The sequence below is a fragment of the Prauserella marina genome (assembly GCF_002240355.1).
Lineage (GTDB): Bacteria > Actinomycetota > Actinomycetes > Mycobacteriales > Pseudonocardiaceae > Prauserella_A > Prauserella_A marina.
Genome location: NZ_CP016353.1, coordinates 4,090,000 through 4,114,255 on the forward strand (window position 1 = coordinate 4,090,000; position 24,256 = coordinate 4,114,255).

The 24,256-nt window shown below is 69.6% G+C and carries 20 protein-coding genes; 14 read left to right on the forward strand and 6 right to left on the reverse strand.

Annotated features, from left to right (window positions below; all coding sequences use genetic code 11):
- The first annotated feature begins 14 nt into the window (after positions 1-14).
- From BAY61_RS19185 to BAY61_RS19210, 6 genes are all read left to right on the forward strand, one after another.
- Positions 15-791, forward strand: a complete 777-nt coding sequence (locus tag BAY61_RS19185; protein WP_091808329.1) for an NAD(P)-binding domain-containing protein — start codon at positions 15-17, stop codon at positions 789-791.
- A 143-nt stretch (positions 792-934) separates the two neighbouring features.
- Entirely contained in the window at positions 935-1,879 is a 945-nt protein-coding gene (locus tag BAY61_RS19190; RefSeq protein WP_176879825.1) for a DUF5829 family protein, read from the forward strand.
- A 303-nt stretch (positions 1,880-2,182) separates the two neighbouring features.
- Positions 2,183-2,437, forward strand: a complete 255-nt coding sequence (locus BAY61_RS19195; RefSeq protein WP_091808327.1) for a hypothetical protein — start codon at positions 2,183-2,185, stop codon at positions 2,435-2,437.
- 159 nt (positions 2,438-2,596) lie between these two features.
- Positions 2,597-3,091: a GtrA family protein gene (locus BAY61_RS19200; RefSeq protein ID WP_245865244.1), complete on the forward strand. Its 495-nt coding sequence runs from the start codon at positions 2,597-2,599 to the stop codon at positions 3,089-3,091.
- 141 nt (positions 3,092-3,232) lie between these two features.
- Positions 3,233-3,583, forward strand: coding sequence for a YciI family protein (locus tag BAY61_RS19205; protein WP_091808325.1), 351 nt, complete (start codon positions 3,233-3,235; stop codon positions 3,581-3,583).
- Positions 3,584-3,626: 43 nt separating this feature from the next.
- Entirely contained in the window at positions 3,627-4,874 is a 1,248-nt protein-coding gene (locus BAY61_RS19210; RefSeq protein ID WP_091808323.1) for an RNA polymerase sigma factor, read from the forward strand.
- Positions 4,875-4,887: 13 nt separating this feature from the next.
- Here the strand turns inward: BAY61_RS19210 and BAY61_RS19215 are convergent, their stop codons facing one another.
- On the reverse strand, positions 4,888-6,936 hold the full coding sequence (locus tag BAY61_RS19215; RefSeq protein ID WP_211323537.1) for an MDR family MFS transporter: 2,049 nt from the start codon (positions 6,934-6,936) through the stop codon (positions 4,888-4,890).
- Between the two features lie 25 nt (positions 6,937-6,961).
- Entirely contained in the window at positions 6,962-9,847 is a 2,886-nt protein-coding gene (locus BAY61_RS19220; RefSeq protein WP_091808535.1) for an FAD-binding and (Fe-S)-binding domain-containing protein, read from the reverse strand.
- Between the two features lie 40 nt (positions 9,848-9,887).
- On the opposite strand from BAY61_RS19220, the gene BAY61_RS19225 reads away from it, so the two are divergent.
- The 4 genes from BAY61_RS19225 to BAY61_RS19240 all read left to right on the forward strand — a co-directional run bounded on the left by BAY61_RS19225 (position 9,888) and on the right by BAY61_RS19240 (position 15,428).
- Complete coding sequence (locus BAY61_RS19225; RefSeq protein WP_091808321.1) at positions 9,888-10,631, forward strand: GntR family transcriptional regulator; 744 nt, start codon at positions 9,888-9,890, stop codon at positions 10,629-10,631.
- A gap of 455 nt (positions 10,632-11,086) precedes the next feature.
- Entirely contained in the window at positions 11,087-11,869 is a 783-nt protein-coding gene (locus BAY61_RS19230; protein WP_245865248.1) for an HAD family hydrolase, read from the forward strand.
- Positions 11,870-11,878: 9 nt separating this feature from the next.
- The gene (locus tag BAY61_RS19235; protein WP_091808318.1) at positions 11,879-14,377 is read left to right on the forward strand and encodes a glycoside hydrolase family 65 protein; all 2,499 of its coding nucleotides are present in this window, start codon (positions 11,879-11,881) and stop codon (positions 14,375-14,377) included.
- Between the two features lie 154 nt (positions 14,378-14,531).
- Positions 14,532-15,428: an LLM class flavin-dependent oxidoreductase gene (locus BAY61_RS19240; RefSeq protein WP_091808316.1), complete on the forward strand. Its 897-nt coding sequence runs from the start codon at positions 14,532-14,534 to the stop codon at positions 15,426-15,428.
- Positions 15,429-15,440: 12 nt separating this feature from the next.
- Here the strand turns inward: BAY61_RS19240 and BAY61_RS19245 are convergent, their stop codons facing one another.
- Both BAY61_RS19245 and BAY61_RS19250 read right to left on the reverse strand, forming a co-directional pair.
- Positions 15,441-16,253, reverse strand: a complete 813-nt coding sequence (locus BAY61_RS19245; protein ID WP_176879823.1) for an ABC transporter permease — start codon at positions 16,251-16,253, stop codon at positions 15,441-15,443.
- The gene (locus BAY61_RS19250) at positions 16,250-17,248 is read right to left on the reverse strand and encodes an ATP-binding cassette domain-containing protein (RefSeq protein WP_091808315.1); all 999 of its coding nucleotides are present in this window, start codon (positions 17,246-17,248) and stop codon (positions 16,250-16,252) included. Before BAY61_RS19250 ends, BAY61_RS19245 begins: the two co-directional genes overlap by 4 nt.
- A gap of 111 nt (positions 17,249-17,359) precedes the next feature.
- On the opposite strand from BAY61_RS19250, the gene BAY61_RS19255 reads away from it, so the two are divergent.
- The 3 genes from BAY61_RS19255 to BAY61_RS19265 are packed head-to-tail and all read left to right on the forward strand — an operon-like array spanning position 17,360 to position 20,573.
- Positions 17,360-18,451, forward strand: a complete 1,092-nt coding sequence (locus BAY61_RS19255; RefSeq protein WP_091808313.1) for a TetR/AcrR family transcriptional regulator — start codon at positions 17,360-17,362, stop codon at positions 18,449-18,451.
- Positions 18,448-19,044 carry a transcriptional regulator gene (locus BAY61_RS19260; RefSeq protein WP_091808311.1) on the forward strand — a complete coding sequence of 199 codons (597 nt, stop codon included), beginning with the start codon at positions 18,448-18,450 and terminating at the stop codon, positions 19,042-19,044. Before BAY61_RS19255 ends, BAY61_RS19260 begins: the two co-directional genes overlap by 4 nt.
- A gap of 23 nt (positions 19,045-19,067) precedes the next feature.
- Positions 19,068-20,573 carry a pyruvate, phosphate dikinase gene (locus BAY61_RS19265; protein WP_245865251.1) on the forward strand — a complete coding sequence of 502 codons (1,506 nt, stop codon included), beginning with the start codon at positions 19,068-19,070 and terminating at the stop codon, positions 20,571-20,573.
- Between the two features lie 12 nt (positions 20,574-20,585).
- Here the strand turns inward: BAY61_RS19265 and BAY61_RS19270 are convergent, their stop codons facing one another.
- Together BAY61_RS19270 and BAY61_RS19275 are read right to left on the reverse strand one after the other, a co-directional pair.
- The gene (locus BAY61_RS19270) at positions 20,586-21,173 is read right to left on the reverse strand and encodes a histidine phosphatase family protein (protein WP_091808308.1); all 588 of its coding nucleotides are present in this window, start codon (positions 21,171-21,173) and stop codon (positions 20,586-20,588) included.
- A 94-nt stretch (positions 21,174-21,267) separates the two neighbouring features.
- A complete protein-coding gene (locus BAY61_RS19275) occupies positions 21,268-22,455 on the reverse strand; it encodes an NADH:flavin oxidoreductase (RefSeq protein WP_091808307.1) in 1,188 nt (395 codons plus the stop codon).
- Positions 22,456-22,608: 153 nt separating this feature from the next.
- Between BAY61_RS19275 and casG the strand changes: the two genes are divergently transcribed.
- The gene (gene casG, locus BAY61_RS19280) at positions 22,609-24,255 is read left to right on the forward strand and encodes a steroid-24-oyl-CoA synthetase (protein WP_091808305.1); all 1,647 of its coding nucleotides are present in this window, start codon (positions 22,609-22,611) and stop codon (positions 24,253-24,255) included.
- Position 24,256 lies beyond the last annotated feature (1 nt).

Below are 24,256 nucleotides of genomic sequence, written 5' to 3' on the forward strand. Positions count from 1 at the left end.
AGGACGGACGAATCATGTACCTCGTCATCGGGCTCGGGCCCATCGGCGGTGGGGCCGGAGCGAGGCTGGCCGAACTCGGCAGGCCGGTGCGCGGCCTCGACCTCGACGAGCGCCGGGCGCGGGAGTGGAGCGAGCGGACCGGGGCTCCCGCCTGCTCCGGCATCGGCGACGTCGAGTGGTCCGGCGTCGACACCGTCATCATCGCGGTCAGGATGGCCGGGCAGGTTCGATCCACAATGGAATCACTGATTGCCCGGGCCGGGAAACCACTCACCGTTTATGTCCTGACGACATTGAGTATCGCGGACGCCACCGCCCTTTCCGCCGGTGTTCCGGAAAGCTGGCGGTTGTTCGAGGCGCCGGTTTCGGGCGGCGCGAGCGGAGCGCGCAACGGCACGATGACCGTCTTCCTCGCGGGCCCGCCGCGCGAGGCCGCCGACGACGCGCTGCTGTCCGACATCGCGGGAAAGGTGTTCGACACCGAGGATTACGGTGCTCCCGCGGTACTCAAGCTGACCAACAACGCGCTCGGCGCGCTCAACGCCGTCTCGACCGCGCGCATGCTGCGGATCGCGGCCGACAACGGGGTCGACGCCGCCACGTTTCTCGACGTGGTCGCCGCCTCGTCAGGACAGAGCTGGATGAGCGATCACTTCACCGTTTTCCCCGACGACCTGCTTTTCAAGGACGCCGGATTGCTCCGCGACGATCTCGGTTCGCTGCCGGTGATCGATCTCGCCAGCGACCCTGCCGCCGAGATCGCGGCGGCCCGCGAACTACTCGGCCCCTGACCGGCAAGCTCTGTCACCGGGGAAACAATTCCGGAAAAGGGCGGGTCCGATTCGCCGCCGGCCGTTGCGACGAACGGCGCATATTCGGCGAGTTTGGGCCGATGCCCGAGACGGCCCGCCCCGCACGGCTTACGCTCGCATCCATGCTGATTCGCCGGATGTCGCGCACGAGCACTGTACTGGCCGCCGTCTTCGCTTTCGTGCTCGCCGGTACGCTGACCGGGGCCGCGACGCCGTCTTCTTCCTCGCCGGACGGGCATCCCGTGGCCCGTCAGCTGCTGTTCTTCAACCATGCCTACGGGGTGTTCGACAGGGAAACCGCCGATGCCATCGAGCATTCCGGCTACCTGCGCGACTTCGCCAATTTTCAGGTGCGCACGACGACAGGCGCTGACGGACAGGTCTGGACCGGGCGTTACCTGCTGGGCAGGCAGACCTACGTGGAACTGTTCGGAGTCGGCGATCTTCCCGGAAAGGACGGCGAACTCGGCTCGGCAGGCGCGGCCGTTTCGGTCGAACGGTCCGGCGACCTGGCCACCGTGATCGACCGGCTGCCGGAGCTCGGGATCACCGATCCGCTGCTGTTTCAGCAAACCCGCGACTTCGGCGACGGGATTCCCGTTCCGTGGTTCGACGGCGTTTTCACCACCGGCGAGTACGACACCTTCGGCACCTGGGGGATGGAGTACCGGCCGGAGTACTTCGCCGACCCGCGCGGCAACACCGAGCCACCGGCCTATCCCGGTGACGTCGGCAGGGAGCGCTATCTTCCCGACGACTACCGGGACCGGCTGATGCGGGACGTGACGGAGATCCGGCTCGCGGTCACCGCGCGCGACCTCGGGAATACGGTGCCGCTGCTCAAGGCGGGCGGGTTCACGGTGAAGTCCTTCCCCGGCGGCGCGATCGCGCTGCGTGGTGGCACGACGCTCGCGTTCGAGGTCGTCCCCATCGGCGAGACCGGGCTGCGCGGCATCGACATGTCGCTCAACCGCCCGGTCTCCCACCGGCACGTGGAACGCCTCGGCACGTCGACCCTCGTCGTCGGACCGGGAAGCCACGCGGTCTGGACCTTCGCGGCCCGCTGACCCGCCAGCACCGGCAGCGAGATCCGCACCCAGAACAGCGAGATCCGCGCTCGGTTCCCTCGCGCGGAGCGCACCGCCCGTTCGCCCCGGCACCAAGGCACCGTCGCCGGAACCACCACGATAGAGCGATTTCCCGCCCCCGTTTCGCGCCGCCGAGACGGGGGTGGATCAGTGGGCGGGCCACGCGGATCACGGCGGATCAGGGCCGCATTCGGCCGCCGCCCCGTCCTCACGTCGCCGTGCGGCCCGCTCCCCATGTCCTACGCTGAACCCGGTTCATCCCTCCCGAGAAAGGACTGCCGGATGTCGTCTCACACAGCATTCAGAGCCGGTGTGCTGGCGCTGATCGCGGCCGGATGGCTCGCCGCGGGTGCCGCCACGGCGGCCGCTGACAACGGGACGCAGAACTCCGGCGTACCGCTTCCCGAATCTCAATGGGCGGTGACCGACGATCCGGACACGATGCTCGCACCGGAGTCCGGCCCCGCGACCGATGCCGACGACGCCGCCGCGTCGATCGAGGCATTGTTCGACAGCTGGCGGCCCGGCGCGCGCTGAGACCGGACCCTTCCGGCAGTCCACTTCGGACCGCCGAACGACGGGTACCCCCCCCCCCCCGCCCGCCGGTACTCACGGGGAGTGAATTCCGACACCAAGCACGAACAGGACAATCCGGCACGAACGTCGTCCTCACCGGCCCGACCGTAGACTGGCTTGGTGTCGTCCGTTCCCCTCGCACTGGTCCGCGCGTCGGAGGCTTTCCGTGCCGCCGTCGCGCAGCACCGGGAGTTTCTGAGGTTCGCACTGGTCGGAGGCACGACCTGGATCATCGACACGGGCATCGTCTACGCGCTGAAGCTGACCGTTCTTGGCGAGAAACCGCTCACCGCGAGGGTCATCGGGGTCGTGGTGGCCACCGTGGTGTCCTACCTGCTCAACCGTGAATGGTCCTTCCGCACCAGGGGCGGCAGGAAACGGCCTGCCGAGATCGCGCTGTTCGTACTGTGCAGCGCGATCGGCGTCGGGCTCACGGTACTGCCGCAGGCGATCTCGCTGTACGTACTCGACCTCCGGGTTCCCTCGGTCAGCCCGCTGGTGCAGGCCGTCGCCAATTTCGTGACGGGACAGATACTCGGCGTACTGCTCGCGATGTTCTTCCGGTTCTGGGCCTTCCGGAGAGTCGTGTTCCCCGACGCGGGCGCACGCGGCTGAGCCGCACCGGAAAACTCCCCGAAGTTTCTCGCGACGAGGTGTCCTTGTGGACGAGTCCCGTCCGTCGTGATGTCGTGAGGCAAGACCGCCGCACGACATCACGACTGTTCGCAGGCGATGGAACACAGAGGGAGACCGACGATGAAGTACCTGCTGCTGATCAACACGGATGCGGTCGACGAGAATGGCGGCGCGGCCGAATGCACCGTCGAGGACTGGATGGCCTACGACAAGGAGGTCAGGGAAGCCGGGATCTGGGTCAGCGGCGAATCGCTGGCCGACCTCGTCACGGCCACCACGGTGCGGGTCGACGAGAACGGGACTCCGACCGTGACCGACGGGCCGTTCGCGGAAACCCGTGAGCTGCTCGGCGGCTTCTACGTGATCGACGTACCCGACCTCGACGTGGCGCTGGACTGGGCGGCGCGCTGCCCAGGGGCGCGCGGCAGCGGCGCGGTCGTGGTGCGCCCCGTCGCGGACTTCGGAGCGTAGGGCTGTGCCGGAGCCGGTCGTGCCCTCCGGAGCACCCGCGCCCATGGCTTCCATCGAGGCGGTGTTCCGCGAGGAGCGCGGCCGGCTGCTCGCCTCGCTCGTCGGCACGTTCGGCGACCTCGACCTCGCCGAGGACGTCACCGGTGACGCGATCGAGGCAGCGCTCGTGCGCTGGCCCGCCGACGGCGTCCCCGCGAAGCCGGGCGCGTGGTTGCTGACCACCGCCCGGCGCAAGGCGGTCGACCGGCTCCGCCGCGACCAGACCTTCGCGGCGAAGCTGGCTGTCATGCGTGTCGACGCCGAACGGGCCGAACCCGGCGTCCTCGCCATCGCCGACGACCGGGGTGCCGAACTGCCGGACGAACGACTGCAATTGTTCTTCACCTGCGCCCATCCCGCCCTGCTCGCCGAGGACAGGATCGCGCTGACCCTGCGCTGCCTCGCGGGCCTGACCACCGCCGAGGTCGCGAGAGCCTTCCTCGTGCCGACGGCGACCATGGCCAAGCGCATCGTGAGGGCCAAGCGCAAGATCAAGGAGAACCGGATCCCGTTCCGCGTTCCCCAAGGCGCGGAGTGGGCGCGGCGGCTGCCGTGCGTGCTCCAGGTCGTGTACTCGATCTTCACCGAGGGCTACGCGGCCAGTTCGGGACCGCACCTGCAACGCGCGGACCTCGCGGGGGAAGCCATCAGGCTCACCCGCATCCTGCACCGCCTGCTGCCGGGTGAACGCGACGTCGCTGGACTACTGGCGTTGCTGCTGTTAATACACGCGAGGCGCGAGGCGCGCTGCGGCGAGTCCGGCGAGTTCGTGCTGCTCGAAGACCAGGACAGGGGCCGCTGGGACCGCGCCATGATCGAGGAAGGCAGGGGCCTTGTCCATCGCGCGCTGACCGGAGGCCCACCCGGCGGCTACGGGGTGCAGGCAGCGATCGCCGCCCTGCACGACGAGGCCGCCGACGTCGCGACCACCGACTGGCCGCAGATCGTGTCGCTCTACGACGTGCTGCTGACCATCACCCCCTCCCCGGTCGTCGCGATGAACCGTGCCGCGGCGGTGGCGATGCGCGACGGCCCGGAGGCGGGCCTGGCCCTGCTCGACGAACTCGCCGACGAGCCGAAGTTGCGGGAGTACCACCCGTTTCCGATGGCGAGAGCGGATCTGCTGCACCGTCTCGGCAGGCCGGCCGAAGCGGCCGAGTCCTACCGGAGGGCGCTCGAACTCGCCCGCACCGAACCGGAACGCGACCACCTCCGGCGCAGGCTGGCGGCCGTGGCCCGCGAGCAGAACTGACGGCGCACCGCTTTCAGCCCGCGAGCGCCGCGTGCCGGTGGCGTTGCCGCTCCGCGTCCAGCAGCAGCTCGTTGGCGATGTTGTGCACGGCCTGCCGCAACCGGGCGCGGTCGGATTCGTCGTCACAGCTCCAGTCGTCGAGCCGTTCGTCGAGCCAGCGGCGCCACGCGGCGAGCACAAGGTCGAGTTCGCGGCGCGCGGCGGGGGTGAGCGTCAGCCGCTCTCCCTCCTCGATGGTCAGATAGCCCGCTTCGGCAACGGAGGTGAAGCCGGGCGCGAGTACCTCGGCGGGAATGTGGCGCGCCTCGGCGATGGCGGTCAGTGTCGCCTCGCCTCTGACCGAGAGCCGGGCGTAGACCTGGCCGATCACCCATGCCTGCCCTGGGCTCAGCGTGCTTCCCGACGCGGCGAGCACGCGTCGGCCGAGCCCAGGCCCTTCCGCTCTGACCAGCCCGGAGATCGAGCGCTCCAGGTGCTTGACGTCGTCGCGGGAATCGGGAGCGGAGAACCCTTCGCCCACGTCGCTCGCGGCGGCCCTTGCCGTGTCCCGCAACGGAACCTGCTTGAGGAAAAGGGACGTGACGAACCCGACGAGCATCACGACGACACCCCAGGCGAACACGTGCCCCAGTGTCGTGGCGTAGGCGTCCACGATGGGTGCCCGCACCGCCTCGGGAAGGTCTTTGAGCGCCTGCGGTGACTGCGCGATCGCGGGCGGCACCCCGGGAGTCTCGGCCAGCGCGGCACCGAGTCTGGGGCCGAGCTGATCGGAGTACAGCGCGCCGAACACCGCGCTGCCGAACGCCCCTCCGAGAGTGCGGAAGAACGTGACCCCTGAGGTCGCCGCGCCGAGCTGAGCGTAGGCGACGGTGCTTTGCACGACGATGGTCAGCACCTGCATGCTCAGCCCGATACCGAGCCCGAACACGAAGATGTACAGCGACTGGATCCAGAACCCGGTATCGGCGTCCATAGTGGACATCAGGTAGAGACCGCCCGCCATGACGGCTGTCCCCGCGACGGGAAAGTACCGGTATCGCCCCGTTTTGCCGACCACGTTGCCGGAGAGGATCGACGTGGTGAACAAGCCGATCACCATGGGAAGCGTGCGCAGCCCCGACATGGTGGCCGAGACGCCGTCGACGTACTGGATGTAGGTCGGCAGGAACGTCATGGCGCCGAGGAACCCGAATCCGACCACGAAACTGAGCACGGAGCACACCGTGAAAACCGGGCCTCGGAACAGGCTCATGGGCAGCGTCGGTTCCTTGGCGCGGCGTTCGACGAGCACGAACAGCGCGAGCAGGACCACCGATCCCGCGAACATGCCGATGATGACGGGCGAACCCCACGGGTATTCGTCGCCGCCCCATTCGAGGCCGAGCACGAGCCCCACGACGCCGAGCGCGACGAGCCCGATGCCCGCGTAGTCGATCGCGGGCCGCTTCGTGGTCTTCACCGCGGGGATGGTCCTCGCGGCCATCGCGACCATGATGATGGCGATGGGAACGTTGACGTAGAAGCACCAGCGCCACGACGCGTGGTCGGTGAACAGCCCGCCGATCAGCGGCCCCACCACCGTGGTGATGCCGAAGACGGCGCCGAGCGCTCCCTGGTATTTTCCGCGCTCGCGCAGGGGGATGACGTCGGCGATGAGCGCCATCGCGGTCACCATCAGCCCGCCGCCACCGATGCCCTGCACCGCCCTGGCGATGATCAGGACCAACATACTGTCGGCCAGCCCCGACACCATCGAGCCCGCGATGAACACGACGGCGGCGAGCTGAAAGACGATCTTGCGGCCGAAGAGGTCACCGAACTTGCCGACCAGCACCGTCGACACGGCGGAGGCGAGGATGTAGGAGGTGACGACCCACGCCATGTGACCGGCACTGCCGAGTTCGGCGACGATCGTCGGCAACGCCGTCGACACAATGGTCTGATCCAATGCGGCGAGCAGCGTGCCCAGCACGACGGTGACGAAGACGAGGTTGATGCGGCCGCGGCTCAGCTCTGCCGTGGCTGAAGGCTGGGACGACTCGTCCCCTACCGTGGCGACCACCGGTCCATCATCGGCGGGTCACCCACTACTCGCCCGCCGGTGGTCTCGTCCGGGTGAGGCTGGTTCCGGCGGCGCGGCGGAGCACCTGCGCGAGGTGCAGCCCTTCGCGTCCCCGCAGATCCGCCGCTTGAGTGCGGCAGGAGAACCCGTCGGCGAGGAAGATCGCGCCGGGGCTCGCCTCGTCGAGCGCGGGAAGCAGGTGCTGTCCCGCCACCGCGACCGACACCTCGTAGTGACCGCGTTCGACGCCGAAGTTGCCAGCGAGGCCGCAACAGCCGCCGAGCCTGCACACGTCGGCTCCGGCGTCGGCGAGCAGCGCGGCGTCGGCCTCCCAGCCCATGACGGCGTGCTGATGGCAATGCGGCTGGGCCACGACCTCGACCCCGCGCAGGTCGGGCGGGGTCCAGTCCGGATCGTCGCCGAGCAGTTCGGCGAGGGTGCGCACGGCACCGGCGACCCGGCGGGCCGCGTCCGTGCCGAGCAGGTCGACGGCGTCGTGCCGCAACGCCGCGGTGCAGGAAGGTTCGATACCGACGACGGGAACACCGGCACTGACGGCGGCGTCGAGCGCTTCGACGGACGTCGCGAGCTTGCGCCGCGCGGTGTCGAGCTGTCCGGTGGAGATCCAGGTGAGTCCACAGCAGACCTCGGGCCCGGTCAGCCTCGGCGCGTATCCCGCCGCGCGCAGCACGGTGAGTACGTCGGCCGCGAGGTCTCCGGCGAAATGGTCGGTGAAGCTGTCGAGGAACACCACGACCGGCTTTCCGTTTTCCGCTGGGCCGTGCGCGACGAGTTCCCGCGTGCTCGCCCTCGCGGTGTGCCGCGCGAAGGGCGGGATCTCCCTGCGCGGATCGACCCCGGCGAGCGCGAGCGCGGCGCGGCGCACCAGCGGCAGCCGCAGCATGGCGTTGACCAGCCTCGGCGCGAACCTGGCCAGGTTCGCCCACATCGGCAGCCTGCCGAGGGTGTAGTGCGAGCGGGGGCGTGGCCTGCCCTTGTACGCCTGGTAGGTGGCTTCGGCCTTGTAGGCGGCCATGTCGATTCCGGTAGGACAGTCGGACGCGCAGCCCTTGCAGGAAAGGCACAGGTCCAGCGCCTCGGTCACCGCGGGCGAACGCCAGCCGCCGACCAGTTCGCCGTTCAGCATCTCTTGCAGCACGTGCGCCCTTCCCCTGGTGGAGTCCTTCTCCTCCTTGGTCGCCTCGTAGGAGGGGCACATCACGACGCCGGGCCCGCGCACGACGGACCGGCATTTGCCGACACCGGTGCAGCGATGCACGGCCGAGGAGAAATCCCCGCTGTCGCCGGGGTAGCCGAGCGCGAGCGGGGTCACCGGGCGCCTCGCCGAGGGCACTCTGAGATCGGCGTCGAGCGGGCGAGGGTCGACGAGCACGCCGGGGTTGAGCACGCCACGCGGATCGAGGATCGCCTTGGTTCCCGCGAAGAGGGCGAGCATCCTCGGCGAGTACAGCTTCGGCAGCAGTTCGCCGCGCGCCCTTCCGTCGCCGTGCTCGCCGGAGAGCGTGCCGCCGTGCTCGGCGACGAGGTCGGCGGCGTCGAGAAGGAACCGGCGAAACGCCGAGGTCCCGTTCTCGGCATCGAGCGGGAAGTCCATGCGGACGTGGACACATCCCTCGCCGAAGTGACCGAAGGGCATCGCGGTGAGCCCGTGCTCGGTGAGCAGCCGGTCGAAGGCCCTGAGGTATGCGGCGAGCCGGTCGGGCGGCACCGCCGCGTCCTCCCAGCCAGCCCACGCGGGTTTACCGGAGGGTGCTCTTCCCGCGAGCCCGGCGCCGTCCTCCCTGATCCGCCACAGCACGGCCTGCTCGCCAGGGTCGGTGACGACCCTGCTCTCGATCGCGTCGGCGCCGTCGGCCAGCGCGGTGGCCCGCTCAAGGACCTCGCCGGGTTCGTCTCCCCCGAGTTCGATCAGCAGCCAGCCGCGCCCCTCCGGCAGACTGGGCACGGCGCCCGGTCCCTTGCGCTCGCGCACGACGCCGACGATGCGGGAATCGATGCCCTCACAGGCGAGCGGGCGAAACGGCAGCACGTGCGCGGTCGCCTCAGCCGCGGCGGCGAGGTCCGGGTAGCCCAGCGCCACGAGCACGCGGTGCGCCGGATCGCGCACGAGCCGCACCGTCGCCTCGGTGACGATGCCGAGAGTGCCCTCGCTGCCGACGAACAGCCCGGTGAGGTCGAACCCGTTCTCCGGCAGCAATCGGTGCAACGCGTAGCCGGAGATCTGCCTGCCGAACCTGCCCAGTTCGGTGCGCAGCTCGCCGAGGCCACCTGCCACGAGTTCCCGCAGCGAGCGTTGCCCGCTCTGGCACCCCGTCGCGGTAGGACGGTCACCGAGCCTGCTGGTCCGAAGCGGCTGCCCGGTTCCGGTGATCACGGTCAACTCGGCGACGTTGTCGGCGGTACGGCCGTAGCCGAGCGCGCGGGCTCCGCAGGCGTCGTTGCCGATCATGCCGCCGATGGTGCACCTGGTGTGGGTCGAGGGATCGGGCCCGAAGCGCAGGCCGTGCGGCGCTGCGGCGCGTTGCAGTGACGCGTGGACGAGACCGGGGCGAACGCGGGCAAGGCGCGCCTCCGCGTCGAGATCGAGGACGCCGCCGAAGTACCGGGAGAGGTCGAGCACCAGCCCGTCGCCGATCGCGTTGCCCGCGACCGAGGTACCGGCTCCTCGTGCGGTCACGCCGAGCCCGAACTCCGCCGCCGTCGTCACCGCGGCGGCGACGTCGGCCTCGCGCTCGGGAAAGGCGACGGCCGTCGGCAGCACCCGGTACAGCGAGGCGTCGCTGGAGTAGGCGGCTCGCGTGGTGTCGTCGGTCCGCACGTCGCGCAGGCCCTCGCGAAGCAGGCGGCGGCGCAGCGCGGACGGCGCGGAAGAATTAGTCACACGTAACATGTTACCTACCGCCGCGCCGGGCTCCCCGTAGGATGTCGCCATGCCTGAGGTCCTGCACACGGGAGAACGCATCGGCCGCCGCCGCTCGCTCACCGACGAGGTGATCGACAGCGTGCACGGCATGGTGCGCAGGCGGGAACTGCGCGAGGGCGAGTTGTACTCCGTCTACCAGGTCGCGGAGGCACTCGGCATCTCCCGCTCCCCCGTCCGCGACGGGTTGCTGAAGCTCGAAGCGGCCGGGCTGGTCAGCTTCGAGCGCAACAGGGGATTCCGGATCGTCGTGCCGTCCGGAAGGGAGATCGTGGAGATCTTCGCCGTCAGGATCGCGCTGGAGCCCTCAGCGGCGGCCACGGTCGCCCTGCGCGCGGAGAGCGAGGTGGCGGCGGCACTGCGGGAAACCATGACCGCTCTCGCCGCCGCCGCCGCGCGGGCCGACGAACCGGCGTTCTGGGCACACGATCACGCGTTGCACGAGACGATCCTCACCTCGGCGGGCAACCGGCAGGCAGCCACCGTCGTCAGGGGCCTGCGGGAGAAGACGAGGCTCATCGGGCCGGGGACCACGGTCGAGGCGCGCTCGCTGGCCGCGATCGCCGACGAGCACCGGCCCATCGTCGCCGCCATCACCGGCGGTGATCCCGGCGGCGCGAGGCGAACCATGCATGAGCACCTCGTGGCGACGGGGCGGCTGCTCGCGGCGCAGACGATGGGGATCACCGCCGGTGATCCGGCCGTCGACGAACTGTGGGCCGAGGTCACCGGGGAGCGCCCCGAAAGCGATTGATTCGCGTTCCGGAAATCCGCGAGCACCATTTTCCATTACGCGCCGAACAGGAGCCCGCGACAATTCCGCCCGGCCACGACGGTGTGCGGGTCCGGCTTCCGCCATGCGAGGAACACAGTTCGCCGACAGGGTCCCACACCCGGTTTTTTCCGGCCGCTCGCCTCCCCTTCCGGCCTCTTCCCCGCACGGCGGCGGTCCGCACGTTCGTGCATTCACCGTGCTGAACAAGGCATTCGGGAGCGAAGCGCACCCGGGAAGGCCCTCCCACCTGCCAGGACAATACGGGTCGCCGTATCGACAATTGCCGATTCGCGGGACGCGCCGAAGCCCGTAATGACGGTTGTCCGGCATCGATTATGGTGGCGGTTCCCGATTGCCCAGCTGGGCGTCGGCAGCACAAGTTGATCACTATACTTCGCGCAACGCACGACCCATCCCTTCTCTGGAGAGACACTGTGACCACTGCTCCTCCGGGCACGCCTGCCCTCACCGGCTTCGGTGCGCTGCTGCTCGACCTCGACGGTGTCCTCACCCCCACGGCCGAGGTGCACATGCGCGCGTGGGCGCGCCTGTTCACCCCGCTGCTGATGGAGAAGGGGGCGGCCGGCTACACCGACGCCGACTACTTCGATCACATCGACGGCAAGGCCCGGTACGACGGAGTGCGCGCGCTGCTGACCTCACGCGGGATCACCCTCCCCGAAGGTGACTCTGCCGACCCGGCAGAGGCCGAGACGGTCCACGGCCTCGGCAACAGGAAGAACGACCTGTTCTTCGCCGAAATCGAGGAGAACGGGGTCACGCCGTATCCGGGCTCCCTCGCCTTCCTCGACGCGGCGGTCGAAGCGGGATTGCTGGTCGCCGTGGTGTCCAGCTCACGCAACGCCGTCGCGGTACTCGAAGCGGCCGGTATCCGGCACCGGTTCGGCATCGTCGTCGACGGCATGGTCGCCGCGCGCGAGGGGCTTCCCGGCAAACCCGCACCCGACACCTATCTCGCCGCCGCCGCGCGACTGGGCCTTGCGGCCGGCGCGTGTGTCGTGGTCGAAGACGCCCAGTCCGGCGTCGAAGCGGGCAGCGCAGGCTCGTTCGGCCTCGTCGTCGGCGTCGACAGGGGCGCGGGGAAGCAGACCCTGCGCGCAGCGGGAGCCGACGTGGTCGTCGACGACCTCGCCGAGCTGGTACCCGCGTTCGCACCGGCCCACCTCCACAGTCAGCCAGACTCCGCAGCACTCTGAGAGCGAGGAATGAACCCGATCACCGAAACCCTTGATCGAACCCGGTTTCCGATCGACGAATGGGCGTTCGTCGAAACCGAGTTCGATCGCGCCACGCAAGGGCGCTGCGAAAGCCTGTTCACCGTGGGGAACGGCTACCTGGGACTGCGAGGCAACCTCGACGAAGGCAGAGAGGGCGAAACTCTCGGCACCTTCGTCAACGGCTTCCACGAAACCTGGCCGATCCGGCACGCCGAGGAGGCTTACGGTTTCGCGAAGGTGGGCCAGACGATCGTCAACGCCCCGGACGCCAAGATCATCCGGATCTACGTCGACGACGAACCGTTCGTGATCTGCGAATCCGACATCCTCGCCTACACCCGCAGACTCGACTTCCGCGAGGGCGCCCTGATCAGGGAGATCGAGTGGAGGACGCCGTCGGGCAAGCGGGTTCTGATCCGCTCGCGGCGCCTGGTGTCCTTCACCGACCGGCACCTCGCGGTCATGGACTACGAGGTCACGATGCTCGACTCCGACGCGAACGTCCTGATCTCCAGCCAGATCCTCAACCGGCAGGACGGCGCCGACGAGCCCGCGCCGCGCGAACCGGCCGACGGTTTCGACCCGAGGAAGGCCGCCGCGTTCACCCAGCGGGTGCTGCGACCGGAACTCAAGCACGTCGACGGCACGCGGTACCTGCTCGGCTACCGCACCACCAACTCGGGCATGACGATCACCTGCGGGATGGACCATCAGCTCGTCACGGCCAACGCGTGGAGCCAGTCCTCACAGCTCGGTGACGATCTCGCCAAGCACGTCTACCGGGTCAAAGCCGTGGCGGGGCAACCCGTCCGGCTCGTGAAGACGATGACCTACCACACCTCGCGCGGCGTGCCGCCGAGGGAACTCGGCGACCGCTGCGAGCGCACCCTCGACAGGGCCGCTGAACGGGGCGCCGACGACATCGCGCTGGCACAGCGGGAATGGCTGGCCGACTTCTGGCGGCGCTGCGACGTCGAGATCGACGGCCAGCCCTCGCTCCAGCAGGCGACAAGGTGGAACCTCTTCCAGCTCGCGCAGGCGACGGCACGCGCCGACGGCGCCGGGGTTCCGGCCAAGGGACTGTCCGGAACCGGATACGAGGGGCACTACTTCTGGGACAGCGAGATCTACGTGCTGCCCTTCCTGAGCTACACCTCTCCCGTCGCCGCCCGCAACGCGCTCAGGTTCCGGCTCGGCACCCTCGATCGCGCCAGGGAGCGGGCGAGGGAACTGAACCAGCGCGGCGCGCTCTTCCCGTGGCGCACCATCAACGGTCTCGAATCCTCCGCGTACTACGCGGCGGGGACCGCGCAGTACCACATCGACGCCGACATCTCCCACGCGCTCGTGCAGTACGTCGCCGCCACCGGTGACGAGGACTTCCTTGTGCGGGGCGGAATCGACATTCTCGTCGAGACCGCTCGGATGTGGGCTGATCTCGGTTTCTGGCGGACACACGGCGACGAGCAGTTCCACATCGACGGGGTGACCGGTCCCGACGAGTACACGACCGTCGTGAACGACAACCTCTACACCAACATCATGGCGCGGGCGAATCTGCGTGCCGCGGTGGCGGCGTGCGAGGCGCTCAGGACGGGAAACCCCGGCGCGCACGAGCGCATGGTGCAGCGGCTTTCACTCACCGCCGACGAGCTTCGCGAGTGGAGCGCGGCGGCCGACGCGATGTGGATCCCCTACGACGCGCACAGGGGCGTGCACCCGCAGGATTCCCACTTCCTCGACAAGGAAGTGTGGGACCTGGAGCAGACCCCCGCGTCGAAGCGCCCGCTGCTGCTGCACTATCACCCGCTGGTCATCTACCGGTTCCAGGTACTCAAGCAGGCTGACGTCGTGCTGGCGCTTTTCCTGCACGGCAACGAGTTCAGCCTTGAGGAGAAGCGCAAGGACTTCGAGTACTACGACGCGCTGACCACGGGCGACTCGTCACTGTCGGCGGTCGCGCAGTCGATCATGGCGGCCGAGGTCGGATACGCGGAACTCGCCGAGCAGTACTTCCGGTCGGCGCTGTTCGTCGACCTCGCCGATCTGCACCACAACACCTCGGACGGGATTCACGTCGCCTCGGCAGGCGGAATCTGGAGCGCGCTGGTGTGCGGCTTCGGCGGCATGCGCGATCACGGCGGTCAGCTCACCTTCGATCCCCGGCTTCCGGAAGGCTGGCAGGCACTCACCTTCCGGGTCACGGTGCGCGGAACCAGGGTGCGGATCAGGCTGGCTCGGGAATCGATGAGCTTCACCGTCGAAACGGGAACGGGCGCTGAGTTCTGGGTGCGCGGCGAACAGGTCAAGGTGGTCATGGACTCCCCCGCCGTCGTCGCGCTCGGCCACCAGGGCCCTCACCTGACCGAGGCCGCGCCGACCACGAGCGACATTCGCGGCACCCGCCGCGAGGACGGCTCGGTGATCACCGCGTCGATCCCCGCCATCTCGGCGGAACGGCTCAGCCCCGAACCGGCCGAAGCCTGACCCGGGCCCCGTCTCCCTTCCGGTCGAAGGGAGACGGGGCCTGGTCGTCCATTGTGGATGTTCACAAACGGGTACGTGGCAGGACAACCTCCATCGCGCGTAGCCTGCCGGAGGACATGGTGAGCAAAGAGGACGGCGGCGAGGGAGCTCCACGATGACCGACTATGGGCACGACCTGCTCTTCGGAGCGTTCATCACGCCATCGGCACAGCCGGTGACCCACGCGGTCGACCTCGCCGAGATCGCCGAAAGGGCGGGACTCGATCTCGCCACCTTCCAAGACCACCCCTACGTCGCGAAGTTCCACGACACGCTGACCCTGCTCTCCTACACCGCCGCCCGCACCAGCCGGATCCGGCTTGCCGGCAACGTGCTCAGTCTCCCGCTGCGCCAGCCCGCGGTGCTCGCGCGCGCCGCTGCCAGCCTCGACCTGCTCAGCGGAGGACGGTTCGAACTGGGCATCGGCGCGGGCGCGTTCTGGGACGGTATCGAGGCCATGGGCGGCGACCGCATCGGGCCGGGTGAAGCCGTCGTCGCGCTCGGCGAGGCGATCGACGTCGTCAGGGAACTGTGGGCGACGGGCGAACCGGGAGGTGCCCGGGTCGATGGGACCTACCACCGGGTCAAGGGCGCCAAGCGCGGGCCCGCTCCGGCGCATCCCATCGGCATCTGGCTCGGGGCCTACAAGCCGAGGATGCTCGAACTCACTGGACGCCGCGCCGACGGCTGGTTGCCCTCGCTGTCCTACCTGCCGGGCGGGCCGGGCGACCTCACGAAGCTCAACGCGCGGATCGACGAGGCCGCGCTCGCCGAGGGCCGCGACACCGGCGCCGTGCGCAGGCTGCTGAACATCTCGGGCGAGTTCACCCGGCAGGGAACCGGTTTGCTCACCGGCCCTCCCCGGCAATGGGCGGAGGAACTGGCCGGGCTGACGCTCGATCACGGGATCAGCGCCTTCATCCTGGCCGCCGACGAGGCGACACCGATCGAGGTGTTCGCGAACGAGGTCGCCCCGGCGGCCCGCGAGCTGGTGGCCGCCGAACGCGGGTGACATCCCGCGCCGTCAGCTTCCCCTGTTGTAGGCGGCCAGCGACAGCGGGCAGAAGACGGCGAGGATGATCGCCGACCAGATGAGCGTCAGAGCGACCGAGCCGTCCACCGGCGTTCCGGACAGCAGGGCGCGTGCCGCGTCCATGGCGTGACTGACCGGGTTGACGTCCGCCCAGGCTTGCAGCCAGCCGGGAAGCGTGTCGACGGGCGCGGCGAGACTGGTGCCGAGCATGAGCGGGATGAAGGCGATGAACGCGAAGGCCATGACGGCCCCTTCGTCGCGCACGAGGACACCGAGGAAGACGGTGACCCAGCTCAGGCAGAAGCCGAAGGCCAGAACCAGCGCTACCGCCGCGAGCACGGAACCGAGACCGGTCTGGACGCGGAAGCCCATGAGGTAGCCGATCCCGAACAGCAGCGCGACGGTGATGACGTAGCGGACGAGATCGGCCATGATCGAGCCGAGCAGGGGCGCGGACCGGCCGATGGGAAGGCTGCGGAAGCGATCGAACACGCCTTTCTTCCTGTCGATGTTGATGCTGAGCCCGCTGGAGAGCATTCCGGACAGTCCTGCTCCCATGGCGACGATCCCCGGAAACAAGTAGTGCAGATAGTCATCGGTCGATCCGGCGACGGAGCCACCGAAAAGGTAGACGAACAGCAGCAGGAACAGCGCCGGGGTGAGGACGCCGTTGACGAGAGCCCCGGGATCGCGCGCGGACTTGGCGAGGCTTCGCCTGGCGAGAACGAGGCTGTGCCTCAGCAGGCCCGCCAGTCTGGGGCCGGACGGCGAGAGTACGGACTGGTCCATGGTCGTGCCGGTCATGCGCGGCCCTTCTCGGTCGTATCGGTCTGTTCGGTCGGGTCGGTCTTCTCGGTCGGGTCGGTGCCGGGTTCGCCGGTGAGGGCGAAGAAGACGTCGTCGAGGCTCGGCAGGCGCAGCGAGAATTCGGCCGGCGCGATTCCTTGCCGCTCAAGGCGTCGCGCCACCTCGAACACGGCGCTGTCGGTACCGGTGACGGGGACGACGAGTTCCCGCCGGGTGCGCTCGACCGCGTTTCCCGTCACCTCGGCGAGGATGTGCGCAACGTCGCCGGCACGGCCGGGATCTCGTGGCCGGACGGCGATGGTCCTGCCGCCCGCGACGCGTTTCAGCTCGGGTGGGGTTCCGTGCGCGATGACGCGGCCGTTGTCGATGACCGCGATCTCGTCGGCAAGCGCGTCGGCTTCTTCGAGGTACTGCGTGGTCAGCAGGACACTCGCCCCGTCGGCGGTCAGCTCGCGGATGATCCCCCACAGCTGCTCCCGCCTGCCGGGGTCGAGCCCGGCGGAAGGTTCGTCGAGGAACACCATGCTCGGCCTGCCGACGAGGCTGGCCGCGAGGTCCAGGCGGCGGCGCATCCCTCCCGAATAGGTGGCGACCGGCCGCCGCGCGGACTCGGCGAGCCCGAACCGGTCGAGCAGTTCTTCCGCTCGCCGCACGGCGTCCGGCCTTCGCAGGTCGAGCAGCCGTCCGATCAGGACGAGGTTGGCAAGGCCCGTCAGCTCCTCGTCGAGGGTGGCGTACTGCCCGGTCAGCCCGATCAGCCGCCGTACCTTCGCCGCGTCCCTGACGACGTCGAAGCCGCCGACGTGGGCCGCACCTTCGTCGAAACCGGTGAGGGTCGCCAGCACGCGGATGGTCGTGGTCTTTCCCGCGCCGTTGGGCCCCAGCACGCCGAGCACGGTCCCTTGGCGCGCGCGCAGATCGACCCCGGCGAGCGCGGTGGTCTTGCCGAATCGTTTGACCAGTCCCTTGGTCTGGAACGCGTATTCAGCCATGTCCGCCGTCCTCACCTTCACCGCGCAATTCACATGTTCGCATCATTTAGATGATGCTAGCATCTGGATGTTGAGGGTATTGCGCACGCGTCGTCGATGAAAGGAGCGGTGATGACTCGGCTGACCCGGGTCCAGCAGCGAGCGCGCACGCGCGCGATGGTGCTGGCCGCGGCGAGACAGGAGTTCGTCGAGTACGGGTACGCGGTGGCGAAGATCGACCGGATCGCGGAGCGGGCGGAGCTGACCCGGGGCGCCGTGTACTCGAACTTCCCCGGCAAGCGGGCGCTGTACCTTGCGGTACTCGTCGAGCTGGCCGGGACCCAGGATCACGGTTCCCCGGTCTCGCCAGAAGGACCGGCCTTCGCGAGCGAGGTGCTGGGCGCGTTCGCCAGGACCTGGCTGGAGCGACTGCCGCTCGCCGGCGAAGGCCGGCCGCGCCCGCACTCACTGACCGGTGTCATCGACGACGACCACGGGCGCCTGGTGTTGACGCAGCTCGCCCACCTGGAGGCGTTGCTGCTCGCACTCGCCCTCGAAGCGGCCGAGCCGAGTGGTCCCCGGCGCGTTCGGGTGGCCGAACTGGCGCTGACATCGCTGAACGGGGCAAGCGCCATGGCCGAGCTGGCGCCCGGCTTCGGCGACCCTTTCGACCACGCGCGTGCCGTCGAGCACCTGGCCAGCCTCGACCTCGGCGACACGTGGGCTCCGGCGCACCTGCCCTACGTCGAGCCCGCCACCCCGTGCCGGGATGCCTGGACACCTCCCGCCCGCATGACCGACCAGATCACCGGTGAGTCCTTCGACGTCGCGGAGGACGGCGTGGTCGTGGTACTCGGCGCGGCACGGTTGTCCGCGGCCGAGGAGGCCGTCCGCGCGGCGAAGCGGGGCGAGCGGGTGACGGTCGCCGTCGTCACCGGCGATCCGGCGAACACCGGCGCCCTCGTGCGGCTGCGGATCGGCGACCTCGTCGCCTGCCTGCGCGGGGCACGCCCTTCCCACGCCTGGGACGGGCTGAAGCTGGTCGTCGACGATCACGCCGCGATCGCGGCGGCAGCCGGAGTGGACGAGACCGGCGACGAGACCGAAGCGGCGGTCCGCGTCCACGAGCGCGCCATCGTCGCCAGAAGCCGCGGTCGCGGCGGCGCGGGGCACGCCGCCGCGACCGCCGAACCGACCGCCCGGTCTCGCGGAGCATCGGCATGACCCGCGCCGAACTGCCAGTGCTGCACGCCCTGCGCTGCGGTGGTTACTCCGGCACCGCCCGCCTCGCGCGGGCGACCGGCCTCTCCGAATTCGAAACCGAATCAGTGCTGATCGACCTCGCGGCGACGGGGCTCGTGACGCGGGAGTTCGGGGCGTGGGGGCTGACGAACGCGGGCCGCGCCGCCGACGCGGCGCGGATCGCACGGGAGCTGGAGTCGGCGGGGGCTCGCGCCGAGGTGACGGCGGGCTACGAACGCTTCCTCGTGCTCAACCCCGAACTGCTCGACCTGTGCACGGCGTGGCAACTGCGGCCGGTCGACGGAGTACCGGCGGTCAACGACCACGACGACCACGCCTACGACGCGCGCGTCCTCGACCGCTTCGCCGACCTGCACGAGCGGACCGGCCCGGTGCTCTCGGCGCTGGAGGCGGCATTGCCCCGCTTCGGCAGGTACCGGGCCCGGCTCGCCGGTGCTCTCGATCGCGCCTTCGGCGGCGAACTGGAGTACGTCGCCGACGACACGGCCGCCTATCACACGGTGTGGGCCGAACTGCACGAGGATTTGCTTGCCACACTGGGAATTCCGCGATGATCTTCATCCGCCCTATCAGTCCTTTGTGCACTGACTCCCCGGAACTCGTCGGCGCCAAGGCGCACGGCCTGATGCTGCTCCAGCGCCTGGGATTGCCCGTCCCGCCGGGGTTCGTCGTCACCACCGAGGCGTGCCGCGCGTTCCTCGCCGAAGGACGCCATCCCGCCGGGTTCGCCGAAGAACTCACAACCGCCGTCGCCGGTCTTGAAGCCACGACCGGCCGCCGCCTCGGCGGGACACCGCCGCTGGCGGTGTCCGTCAGGTCCGGTGCGAGCGTGTCGATGCCCGGCATGATGAACACCGTGCTCGGCCTCGGCCTCACCACCGAGGCCACCGCCGAGCTGGCCGAGGAAACCGGCGACACCCGGTTCGCTCTCGACTCACGACGGCGGTTCCTGACCACCTTCGCGGCGGCCGGGCACGACACCGGAACCCGGTGGGACCACTGGGTTCCCGACGACGCGGCGAGGCAACTGGAACTGGCGATCGACGCCGTCTTCACCTCGTGGAACACGCCTCGGGCCCGCGCCTACCGCGAACTACACGGGATCGACGACGACCTCGGCACCGCCGTGATCGTGCAGGCCATGGTGTTCGGCAACCGCGACGAGCGCAGCGGCACCGGCGTCGCCTTCAGCCGCGACCCCGGAACCGGCGAGAACACGCCCTCGGGCGACGTGCTGTTCGGCGGGCAGGGCGACGACGTCGTGTCCGGAAGGACGACGCCACTGCCCCTGTCCGCGCTCGCGCGACGCGAACCCGCCGTGTGGGCGGAACTACTCGGTGCGTTGCGCCGGATCGAGGCCGGTTACCGCGAACCCGCCTACGTCGAATTCACCTATCAGAAGGGCGAACTCTCGCTGCTGCAAACCCGGAGGGCGCTTTTCACCGGCGCGGCCGCCGTGCGCTGCGCCGTCGACTTCGCCGACGAGCGGCTCATCACGCGCTCCGAAGCACTGCTGCGGGTCTCACCACGGCACCTGGAGCTCGCTCGCACACCCCGCATCGCGCCGTCGGCCGACGTTCTCGCCTCCGGGGCTGGAGCGAGTCCCGGCGTGGCCGTCGGCATGATCGCGACGACGACCGAGACGGCCGTCCGGATGGCCGCCGACGGCGAGGTGATCCTCGCGCGCCCGGAGACCTCACCGCACGACATGCGCGGACTGGCCGCGGCGAAGGGAATCATCACCGCCAGAGGCGGAGCCGCGAGTCACGCCGCCGTGGTGGCGCGGTCGCTGGGAAAGCCAGCCGTCGTCGGTATTTCCGGGCTCACCGTCGACGACGTGCACGGCACGATCACGGTCGCGGGGCACACGATCCGGGAAGGCACGCTCGTGACCGTCGACGGCGGCACCGGGCGGGTCGCGCTCGGTGCCGCACCCGTCGTCAGCGGCACGACCGAGGAGTACCCACACCGGTTGCTCGCCTGGGCCGACGACGTCTCGGGAGACCGTTCCCGCCGCGACGACGCCGAACGGCTCGACGCCGGGAGGGCGAAGGTCCGCGCGAACGCCGAGGACGGGAACTGAGCGGTTCCGGGCTCAGGGGCGCGTTCCCGCTCCGAACCCGGTCCACCGCAGCTCGACCGGCAGGTGCCCCATGTCGTTGTACAGCAACAGATTCGGCGCGGCGCCATCGTAGTAGTCGATCGCCGTGAGCGCGGTGTTCCCGCAGTTCAGTCCCATCCAGCGCTCGGCAGGGGCGCCGAGGGCGTGGCGCACCAGCCACGCCACCGGATACGCGTGCGTCACCAGAACCTCGTGCGACTCGCCGTCGGCGGGAAGCGCGAACCGTTCGAGCAACGCGGCGGCCCTGGCGGCACCGGCCGCGGCTTCGTCCCTGTCGTACCCGTCGAAGAAGCCACGCCACGCGGGCGGCGGATCTTCCGGCACGAACGGCACGTGGTCGATCAATTCGGCGGCCTCGCGCACGGGGACTCCCGCGAGCCGCTTGCCGATGATCTCCGCCGAGGCCACCGCGCGCGACAACGGGGAATGCCACACGGCATCGACCGGCAGCTTCGCGAGCCGACCGGCCAGCAGTTCGACTTGCCGCTCCCCCGCCTCGGTCAGCTCGCCGAACGGGTCGGCAGCCCCGTGCCTCACCACGTACAGATGCCGCGTCGCCATGACCTGCCCCTTCCCCGGACGATACCTTCAAGATACTCATATCATCGCAATGATGTGAACATCTGAAATGCTACCGCCGTCGTCCGGGTCTTCGCTAACCACGTGGCACGAGCACGCAGCGAGTACCGGAGCGCTCGTAGATCGTGGGCATGCATTTGTTGCAGTGCACGCACAACGACCTGGTTCCCGCGTCGCGCTCGATCTTGGCGACCAGGTCGGGCTCCCGCAGCAGCGCCCTTCCCATCGCGACGAACTGAAAGCCCTCCGCCATCGCCAGATCCATGGTCGCCTTGCCGGTCACGCCGCCGAGCAACACCAGCGGCAGCGCCACGGCCGCCCTCACCTGTCGCGCGCTATCCAGCAGGTAGGCGTCGTGATAGGGGTACTCGCGCAACAACAGCCGCCCTGCCAGCCGCACGCCGAGCCTGACCGGCGGCGGCATCGCGGCGGCGAACTCCCTCATCGGCACGTCACCGCGAAACAGGTACAGCGGGTTCTCCAGCGAACTGCCCGCTGTCAGTTCCAGCGCGTCGACGGTGCCGTCACGTTCCAGCCACCGCGCCACCGTGACGGCCTCGTCGAGCCAGAACCCGCCGGGAACACCGTCGTCCATGTTGAGTTTGGCGAGCACGGCGATCCTGCCTCCCGCCGCCTCGCGCACCGCGCGCAGGATCTCCCTCGCCAGTCGCGCCCTGTTCGCGAGGCTGCCACCGTAGCCGTCCTTGCGCCGGTTGAGCCGGGGACTGAGAAACGAACTCGCGAGATAGTTGTGTCCGATGTGGACCTCGACGGCGTCGAAGCCGGTATCGATCGCCATCCTGGTCGCCCTGGCGTGCGCGGCAACCACGGCGCGCAGATCGGCGACACTCGCCTTCCTCGCGATACTCATGGAGGTCGCGTGAAATCGCGCGTTCGGCGCCAGCGAAGGCAGCCCGTTCGCCTTGGCGTTGGCGACCGGGCCCGCGTGCCCGATCTGGGCGGACACCGCGGCCCCTTCCGCGTGCACCGCGTCGGTCAGCGCCCGCAGCCCCGGCACGGCATCGGGAGTCCACACGATCTGATCGCGGTGCGTCCTGCCATCCGGTGAGACGGCACAGTAGGCGACCGTGGTCATCCCCACGCCACCCGCCGCGGGCTGGACGTGGAAGTCGATCAGCTCGTCGGTCACCATGCCGCGTTTCGCGAGCCCCTCGTAGGTCGCAGACTTGATCACCCGGTTGCGCAACGTCACCGGGCCGAGCTTCGCTGGCCGGAGGACGTCGGGGTGCCGGTTCGTGGTCACGAATTCTCCGTTCTCGCCGCTCGGGACGTACCCATCGTGTCCGGCTTGCCTGCTCGGGCACAGCGACGATCCTGCTCACCGGGAAGCGGTGTGGCAACGCTTCGCGAGGGTGCGTATCACGGGAGAACACCGTCCCGCACGGGAGGAATCCTCATGAGCACGCACACCGGGCAGGATCTCGCCGATGTCACCGCCGCGCTCACCGGACCCGGCGGGCCCTTCGAACTCACCGAGGAGCCCGTGCTCGGCGTACCGACACCGGTCTTCAGGAACAGGGCCCGCTCACTCGCCGACGTGCTGACCGCCTCCGGCACGGTGACCGGAGCCGACTACCTCGTCACGGACACGCGCCGCATCGGATTCGCCGAGCACGCCGACGCGGTCGCCGCTCTCGCCACGGCCCTGCGCGAGGACTACGGCATCGGCAAGGGCGACAGGGTCGCCATCTTCGCGAAGAACTGTCCGGAATGGATCATCGCCTTCTGGGCGACCGTCTCGATCGGCGCCGTCGCGGCGGGGTTCAACGCATGGTGGTCCCGGCGCGAGGTCGGGTTCGCGTTGCGGCACTGCGCGCCCTCGCTCGTCTTCGCCGACGCCGAGCGCGCCGCCGACCACCGCGGGCCAACGGCGGCCGAGACGATCCCGGTCCTCGGTATCGAAACGGATCTGCCCGCGCTCGTGGCCGCGCACGAGGGCGCGCCGCTGCCCTGCCGGGACATCGCGGAGGACGATCCGGCCACGATCCTTTACACGAGCGGAACCTCCGGCACGCCCAAGGGCGTCGTGCACTCGCACCGCAACCTGTGCGCGGTCATCGAGTACCACCGCTTCACCGACGCCGTAGCCGCCGCGCTCGGCGCGGCACCCGCCGCCCGCCGGTACCTGCTGACCTCGCCGCTGTTCCACATCGCGAGCCTGCACAACCTCGCCGTTCCCCGGCTGGCGACGGGAAGCACGGTCGTACTGCACCGTGGCACCTTCGACGCCGAGCGCGTGCTGCGGTTGATCGAGCGGGAGCGGGTCACCAACTGGGGCGCGGTTCCGACGATGGCGGCGCGCCTGCTCGAACACGGGAACCTCGACGGCTACGACCTTTCCTCACTGACGTCGTTCGCGCTCGCCTCGGCCCCCTCGTCGGCGCGGTTCAAGGACCGGCTCCGCGCCGCGCTGCCCTCGGTCGCCGCGACGCTGGTCGACAGCTACGGGCTGACCGAATCGAGCACAGGTGTCACGGTCGCCTCACCCCGTGATCTCGCCGAATCCCCTGGCACGCTCGGCCGTCCGGTCATCGGGATGGAGCTGGAGATCAGGGACGAGCGGGACAGGCGGCTTCCCGAGGACACCGAAGGCGAGATCTGCGTGCGCGGCCAGTACGTGATGGTCGGCTACTGGAACGACACGGCCGCCACCTCGGCCGCGCTCGACGCGGAAAGGTGGTTGCGCACCGGCGACATCGGCGTCGTGTCCGGGGGCAGGCTGCGCCTGACGGCCCGGCGCTCGGATCTCATCATCAGGGGTGGCGAGAACGTCTACCCCGCTGAGGTCGAGGCCGTCATCGCCGAACATCCCGCGGTGCGGGAGTGCGTCGTACTCGGCGCCGACGACCCCGAGTACGGTCAGCGAGTCGTCGCCGTCGTCGTGACGCGCGAGGAAACCGGCCAGGTGAACCAGCGGCAACTCCACGACTTCACCTCGGCGAACCTCGCCTACTACAAGGTTCCCTCCGTCTGGCGGTTCACGAAGAAACCGTTGCCCCGCAACGCGACCGGCAAGGTCATCCGTGCCGCCGTACCCCACTGAC